Below are 6,649 nucleotides of genomic sequence, written 5' to 3'. Positions count from 1 at the left end.
AACGCTCTAAATTGGTTTAATCATTGTGGTCTATTTTTTGAGCCTATTCGATAGTTATTTTTGTGGTTTTTTTGATCGCAAACTGCTGTAAGTACTTTTGCAGCACCGACGTTACAAATGAAGTTCCCGTGATAAAAACAGCTTGTCACTCATTACAAAGACAGACGCGGACGTTACGAATGTTTGTCTGTTAGCAACAACAGCTTAAGCATTTATTAGAAATGGATACTCATTTGCTGCGATCGCGTACTCATTTGTAGCGATCGCTGTCTGATTCATAACTAATGCTTAAAATTTAAGCTAACAAATTAAGCATTTATTATAAATGGGTACTCATTTATAGCAATTGTGTACTCATTTATAACAAATACTGTCGCATTCATAATAAATGCTTAAAATTTAATCGAATAAATTAAGCATTTATTATAAATGGATATTCATTTACAGCAATTGTGTATTCATTTATAACAAATACTGTCGCATTCATAATAAATGCTTAAAATTTAATCAAATAAATTAAGTATTAATTATAAACGAATACTCATTTGTAGCTTAGAGAAACTTCAATTTCTTCAACTCGCTATGCAGCTTATCCGTTGGTAACGAAAACTTGTCCGTTCGTTAACAACACAACTTGTTTGGTTCAGAATGCTTATCTATGGCAAAGCTTATGCGATCATTACTACAGCTTAAGCAAAACTTATCAATACAAGTCCTAACCACAGCTTACAACTATTTTTAGGTAAGTAGTAATATCAAGGAGAATAGACTCGCTCCCTAAAATCCAAAGATAGAAGATGCTAAGATTCCAATCAAATATGGCATTTGCACAGCTATGACAACCACGCTGCACAAATCAATCTCCTTAGCAGAGTTCCTCAAACTGCCAGAAACCAAGCCTGCTAGTGAATTTATAGATGGTCATCGTATCTACCAAAAACCAATGCCACAAGGCAAACATTCTCGGCTACAACTAAAACTTTGTAACGCAATTAACCAAATTGCTGAAGAACAAGAAATTGCTTTGGCTTTTCCAGAATTACGCTGTACATTTGGCGGACGTTCGATTGTCCCAGACGTGAGTGTATTTGCTTGGGAACGGATTCCTTTTGATGCCAATGGGGAAATTGAAAATACCTTTGGAATTTACCCTGATTGGACAATTGAAATTCTTTCACCAGAACAGAATACAACTAAGGTAATTATAAATATTCTTCATTGTCTAAAACACAGTACTCGATTGGGGTGGTTAATCGATCCAGATGAACGCTTACTATTAGTATTTTTGCCAGGACAGCAACCTATAGAGATGACTGGAGACGAAGTATTACCTATACTTGAATTTTTACAACTGAATTTAACAGTTATGCAGGTTTTTGCATGGCTAAAATCAACAAAAATTAATTCATGAAGATGATTAATATTCAGTTAAAAGATGTAATATCATGTCCGCTAAATTACCCATAAAAAAAGAACCCCACCCCCAACCCCTCCCCGCAAGCGGGGAGGGGAGACAAAGCACAGCTTTGGCGGGGTGGGGTTCTTCGGGTTTAATAAGCAATCAAGCGAACATGATATAAGACTAATATCCCAGAGTTTTTTAATTTTAAAAAATTAATCCGAGGAGTTTTAAGTGATAAAAAACAATAGAAAAAAGTCTGTTGCTCAAGCTATTTCCACAGCCATTGCTCTGTGTTGGACAATAATGCAAGTAGAATCAGCACAAGCTGCTACCTTGACGGTTAACAATCTCAATGACAGTGGCGTTGGCTCGTTGCGAGACACTATCAACATGGCAACTAGCAATGATGTGGTAGAGTTCTTATTGGGAAATCATCCTAGTACAATTACCCTGACGAGTGGGGCAATTGCGATCGCTAAAAATCTTACTATTAATGGCCCAGGTGCTAATTTACTTACCATCACTGGCAATAATCAATTCCCCGTGTTTGACATTAACGCCGCCAATGTTACACTTTCTGGGCTAGGAATCGCTGGTAATTTCAATGCTTACGATTTTAGTAACCTAACGTTTACCAATAGCACAATCAGCGGCGACAATTTTAAGATAGATATTAATGGTCGTGGACTAAAGCTGATCAATACCATCATCAGCGGTAACAATACTGTAAATATCAATACTACGGATTATATAGATTTGCTGCTCGATGGTAGTAAAATAAGTAAAATAACGACTCTAGGTAACACCACTAACGTCGGCAATTTAACTATCTCTACTAAAAACCTAAACATTGCCCTCAGCAACGTCAACGGCAGCAATCCTGACCAAATCAGCGCTGGTCTAGCAGGAGAGCTAGCTCTACTAACAATCGGCATAATTCTCCCACCCGATGCTATTGTATCAAAACCAGTACCCGAACCTAGTGCGATCGCTGGTATTATACTTGCGGGTAGTCTGGCTTGGCTAGCGAAGAAAAAGCAAGCAGCATTTCCCAAGGCAAAAGTATAATTACGTCTCAAAATAAAGTTTTACTTGAACTGCATTGGTTGAGATGGTGTAGCCAAATCATCCCTTGTGTGCTTTTCGGATTAGAGTTGATGATGGCGATCGCTTCAGTAGATTACACTCCAAAATTCTTGTCTATAGTCGTCAAACGAGTGATGACAAGAACAGTTAAAATAAATTCGCAAATAGTTTAAATACGAAGCCCGCCTGCGCGGGCTTCGTATTTAATAGGCAATTAGCCGGACATAATATTAATGTCCCTGAAAATAAAATACTTCCAGGAACCTTTATTAAGCCTCAACTTTTACACCCTTCCAGAAGGCTACATAACCTTCAATATTCTTAGCCTTCTCTTTGGCGCTGGGATAGTACCATGCGGCATCTTTGTTGACTTGCCCATCAACGTCGATACTGTAGTAGCTAGCGACACCTTTCCAAGGACAAGTAGTGTGGGTGTTACTGTCTGTGAAGTACTGCTTGTTAATGGTGTCAGCAGGGAAATAATGGTTGTTTTCCACAACTACGGTATTATCGCTCTCAGCTAAAACTGTTCCATTCCAAATTGCTTTTGGCATAAGTGAGTTTGCAAATAAAGTATACATTTAACATTTTGACACGATCAGCTTATTTTATCCTCCTGAACGGCTACCTTACACGAGAGTCCGTCCAAACTCAAATAAATGGTCAGTAAGCTTTATAGAAAACTTTGCAATGCCAATATGAATTTATATCACTTTTATTTATCAAGTTAAGAACTAAAAGTATTTGTTTTTATCATAAAGATTTTCTAGCATATTATTATGCAAACTTTATTAGCTAAAACACAGTTGGATTTCAGTTTCTAGCCGAAAGCAAAAAATATTTAGAAGAGAAGACCATCATTATATATATGTGAGCGATCGCACCTTCTATAAATGCTTGCAAATAAAAGATTTTATATAGCGAGCCTTTGCCTTTTCTGAGTTATTACTTACTAAACCTTATGCGAATTCCCAATTTCTGATATTTGGGTCAATTTGACTCAGCCGTTTGGATAATTAACAAATCAAGCTATCAAATGAACTGAGTGTAAGAGGCTGAGATTTATAAAACAGTGGACTCTATTACTAAATATCACAGACTGATTGTACTTTGAGGATAACTTTATGAAACTTACAAACTTGATAAATTTTGCACATATTGTTGCTTGGATTAATTCTATGCCTAAAATTACTAGTCTTCATACAGCCAATAATAAAAACAGTGGCGCATCAAGAAACACAGCCGTCAATGACACTTTATCTAGCTATTCCACGAATGTAAATTACCTCAAACCCTTTGATCCGAGCTTTCTTGCGTATCACATGATGGGTCTTAGTAATTTTGAATGAGCTAAGTTAACGATTAAGTTGACGATACGATGATTTTCTCCTATGAACCCTATGGATGTTTGAAACTGCCGTTGCGTCAAAGGCGCTCTCACCGAAGTCGGCGGACGAAGTGGAGGTCGAGGCCGGATAGTGGAGCGCCGACCTCATGCATTGCACCACCCGTTGCGAGGGAACCGAGATCAACCGCGACCAAGCCGGTGCTGTTGATCAACTCAATCACCAGCTGTTTAGCTTCGTGGTCGTCGCCGGAAGTGAAGATAACTATGCGGGGTTTGTTCGGTGAGAAATCCTGTATCCAGGCCATTGGCATGTTGCTGATCGATTTAACGAGCCGCGCGCCAACTGCAATCTCAGCAACCATCTCGCTAGAGGTGCGCCCCTTCAATGCGGCACGCGATCTGGTCACGCCAGCCAAACTAATGTCCGGCACAGCGTCCACATGTGCGTTGGTTGCATCGATCAGGATGCGGCCTCGCCAATCTACTCCCTTTAGAGCATCGGCCACACGGACCCAATTCGTGGCAAGAATGACGACGTCACATTCGGCAGCCTGTTGCTTCGTCCCCGCGATCGCGCCTGAACCCAGATCAGCAACAAAATCAGCAAGCGTCTCCGGTCCTCTTGAATTTGATACGACTATGCTGTGACCAGCGGTTAACAAATGACGGCCAAACGTACCTGTGACGGTACCTGCGCCTATAAAGCCTACTTTCATGACTAATCTCCTCTTTTCCGTTAGACTTGCGAACGAGCTTGCCGTTCAAATGGCTACTGCAATCAGCCGAGCTTGACTAGATTCTGAAATAGAAGGCCGCCAGGACGCCCGCCCAGAACATGAAGGGGTACGCTGCCCTGATCGAGGCTTCCGAGTTCGACTGGAGCAAAGCCAAGCTGATTTGCTACGGTCGCAACAGTCGCGCTGGCATCGGCGTCATTGCTCGATATGAACACGGCCTGCCGTTGCCCCTCCACGAACGGATTCGTTCCAAGCTTTTTTGCGGGCAGATGATTGAAGGCCTTTACGAGGCGCGCTCCGACAAACGCTTTGGATACGACTTCAGTAGAGAGGAGACCTCCTAGCTCTTCCGGAGCAACATCAAAGGCATTCGTGACGTCGACAACGATCTTGCCGTTCCACTGCTTGAGTTGCTTCGCCACCTCCTTGTGAGCAGGAAATGGGACAGCGAGGAAGATGATCTCAGCCTCAAAGGCGTCTTGAATGGATTGGGGATGGACGCTGGGAGCGAGTTCTTTCTTCAAAGACGCAAGCGTCTCAGGTCCACGGGTGTTTGCGATTCCGACTTCGATATTCTTACGCGCGAAGGTGTGTGCGAGCGCGATACCAATGTTGCCGGAACCAATAATGGCGTACTTCATAAAGAATCTCCAGTCGCTCAGCGCGTGCTGAACATTGTTGAGGGTTATTTGTTGTTACGACTGACGCGACGAATCGTAGAGTCTCGTGCGTCAGCCTATTTGAAATTGGGATAGTGACAGAGGAGTCAGCCGGATTCTTACTTCGATACTCTATCTTTTTATCAAAATAGTCGATTTTCCAGTACATTTACCTTACCGTTTCCAGCTTTTTTACCAGTTAAATCTTTACTCATTGTGTTTTCCTTCTTTTCTAACAGTATGTGTTTGTGGATGTAAAATTTAGATTTTTGACCGTCTTACAAGGTTTGAGGGATAGGAAAAGTGTTAAAAGCACAGCAAAAAAGACCTCTTTTCCGCAAAGAACTTAGAATAGCTTTGGTAGCTCCTGATCCGTTATTGTTTATTTGTTCGGTTTTATTGGACTATAGTTTAAAGTTTATGATCTATTGAACTATTTGTCAAGTGATGATAAAATTTGAATATGAAAACGCTTTACCACCCGCCTTTAGAATCCGTTCAAGTGGAAAGCATTCTCCATGCACTGGCTGACCGAGTTCGTGTTGCCATTTTTATGGATATATCTGCTTCTGAATGCCCTCTAACTTGTTCGACGTTTCTCAAAATTCATGAAAAACCTATCCCTAAATCAACCCTCTCCTTGCACTTCAGAATTCTTCGCGAAGCTGGACTCATTCGTAGTGTTCGGCAAGGGGTAGAGATGCACAATACTTCACGGTGCAAAGAGATCGATTCACTGTTTCCAGGCTTGTTGCAAAGCATCGTAAATGCTCACAAAATCCAACTAGAGGGACAACAAAGGGGAGTGTCAACTTACTAGTACAGCACGGCAACTCTAGTAACTAACTACAGATAGGTCAAAGTTTGTAGATACGTTATAAAAAAAAGCGGTCGCTCCTGCCTCTTCATAGCAAAACAAGCGATCGCTATACTAAAATTTTTGAGTGTGATGTCTGGCGACAAGCCCGGAGTTTCGGAATCTCCGGTTTGGCGCTTTGCGTCTACGCCTTATCTGAAGTTTAGTGGTGAAATAAATAATCTCTCAAAAGCCTATAAATACGTACTTTTCATCTCCGTATTTTCTCACGTTTCAATTCGGATTGTTATAGCTATTCACGCTACTAAGGCTGAGGCATCTAAGTATGAGGTAATTATTAACGCTTTTGCTCATTACCTAGAGTGTACTGAGGATATGCCAAATCCTGTTGGAATCCTCCCATCGAAGTTATCAGACGCAGAACAAGCCATCATCTCTAGCATCAAACGAGCCAAACTATTTATATTTCTAGGACTTACGCATTATACATATGCACTATAGAAAATTTGGGCTTTTCAGCCATATTTAACATCCAACACAGTAAATATACGACCAAATCAACCTTGTGAGCAGCGCCTGAAACGGTTATGCGTAATACAC

General features: G+C 41.0%; 8 protein-coding genes. 4 read left to right on the top strand and 4 right to left on the bottom strand.

Translation table 11 applies throughout. From position 1 onward, the window contains the following. The first annotated feature begins 835 nt into the window (after positions 1–835). Both V7K48_RS31590 and V7K48_RS31585 read left to right on the top strand, forming a co-directional pair. Positions 836–1,411 (top strand): Uma2 family endonuclease, encoded by a 576-nt coding sequence (locus V7K48_RS31590; RefSeq protein WP_335078775.1) that lies wholly within the window; start codon positions 836–838, stop codon positions 1,409–1,411. 222 nt (positions 1,412–1,633) lie between these two features. Beyond that, positions 1,634–2,470, top strand: coding sequence for a PEP-CTERM sorting domain-containing protein (locus tag V7K48_RS31585; protein WP_335078773.1), 837 nt, complete (start codon positions 1,634–1,636; stop codon positions 2,468–2,470). Positions 2,471–2,757: 287 nt separating this feature from the next. Here V7K48_RS31585 and V7K48_RS31580 read toward each other — a convergent pair whose 3' ends face one another. From V7K48_RS31580 to V7K48_RS35280, 4 genes are all read right to left on the bottom strand, one after another. Then, positions 2,758–3,042 carry a DUF427 domain-containing protein gene (locus tag V7K48_RS31580; RefSeq protein WP_273763524.1) on the bottom strand — a complete coding sequence of 95 codons (285 nt, stop codon included), beginning with the start codon at positions 3,040–3,042 and terminating at the stop codon, positions 2,758–2,760. A gap of 883 nt (positions 3,043–3,925) precedes the next feature. After that, a complete protein-coding gene (locus V7K48_RS31575) occupies positions 3,926–4,552 on the bottom strand; it encodes an NADPH-dependent F420 reductase (protein ID WP_335078771.1) in 627 nt (208 codons plus the stop codon). 62 nt (positions 4,553–4,614) lie between these two features. Further along, positions 4,615–5,214 (bottom strand): NADPH-dependent F420 reductase, encoded by a 600-nt coding sequence (locus V7K48_RS31570; protein WP_335078769.1) that lies wholly within the window; start codon positions 5,212–5,214, stop codon positions 4,615–4,617. Beyond that, positions 5,150–5,401 (bottom strand): DUF3768 domain-containing protein, encoded by a 252-nt coding sequence (locus V7K48_RS35280; protein ID WP_442949500.1) that lies wholly within the window; start codon positions 5,399–5,401, stop codon positions 5,150–5,152. The genes V7K48_RS31570 and V7K48_RS35280 overlap by 65 nt, the downstream gene beginning before the upstream one ends. A gap of 294 nt (positions 5,402–5,695) precedes the next feature. On the opposite strand from V7K48_RS35280, the gene V7K48_RS31565 reads away from it, so the two are divergent. Further along, the gene (locus V7K48_RS31565) at positions 5,696–6,052 is read left to right on the top strand and encodes an ArsR/SmtB family transcription factor (protein WP_335078767.1); all 357 of its coding nucleotides are present in this window, start codon (positions 5,696–5,698) and stop codon (positions 6,050–6,052) included. Positions 6,053–6,181: 129 nt separating this feature from the next. Continuing rightward, positions 6,182–6,550, top strand: coding sequence for a hypothetical protein (locus tag V7K48_RS31560; protein ID WP_335078765.1), 369 nt, complete (start codon positions 6,182–6,184; stop codon positions 6,548–6,550). Positions 6,551–6,649: the final 99 nt, after the last annotated feature.

It is taken from the genome of Nostoc sp. (genome assembly GCF_036919615.1).
In the GTDB taxonomy this organism is placed as follows: Bacteria; Cyanobacteriota; Cyanobacteriia; order Cyanobacteriales; family Nostocaceae; genus Nostoc.
The sequence above is the reverse complement of the archived record's forward strand: the minus strand, read 5'-3'. Positions and strand labels throughout refer to the sequence as shown.

What these genes read in the sequence shown, in the direction of transcription:
- V7K48_RS31565 (WP_335078767.1), top strand. Translation starts at nt 5,696, where the DNA reads ATGAAAACGCTTTACCACCCGCCTTTAGAATCCGTTCAAGTGGAAAGC.
- V7K48_RS31580 (WP_273763524.1), bottom strand. Translation starts at nt 3,042, where the DNA reads ATGCCAAAAGCAATTTGGAATGGAACAGTTTTAGCTGAGAGCGATAAT.
- V7K48_RS31590 (WP_335078775.1), top strand. Translation starts at nt 836, where the DNA reads ATGACAACCACGCTGCACAAATCAATCTCCTTAGCAGAGTTCCTCAAA.
- V7K48_RS35280 (WP_442949500.1), bottom strand. Translation starts at nt 5,401, where the DNA reads ATGTACTGGAAAATCGACTATTTTGATAAAAAGATAGAGTATCGAAGT.
- V7K48_RS31570 (WP_335078769.1), bottom strand. Translation starts at nt 5,214, where the DNA reads ATGAAGTACGCCATTATTGGTTCCGGCAACATTGGTATCGCGCTCGCA.
- V7K48_RS31560 (WP_335078765.1), top strand. Translation starts at nt 6,182, where the DNA reads ATGTCTGGCGACAAGCCCGGAGTTTCGGAATCTCCGGTTTGGCGCTTT.
- V7K48_RS31575 (WP_335078771.1), bottom strand. Translation starts at nt 4,552, where the DNA reads ATGAAAGTAGGCTTTATAGGCGCAGGTACCGTCACAGGTACGTTTGGC.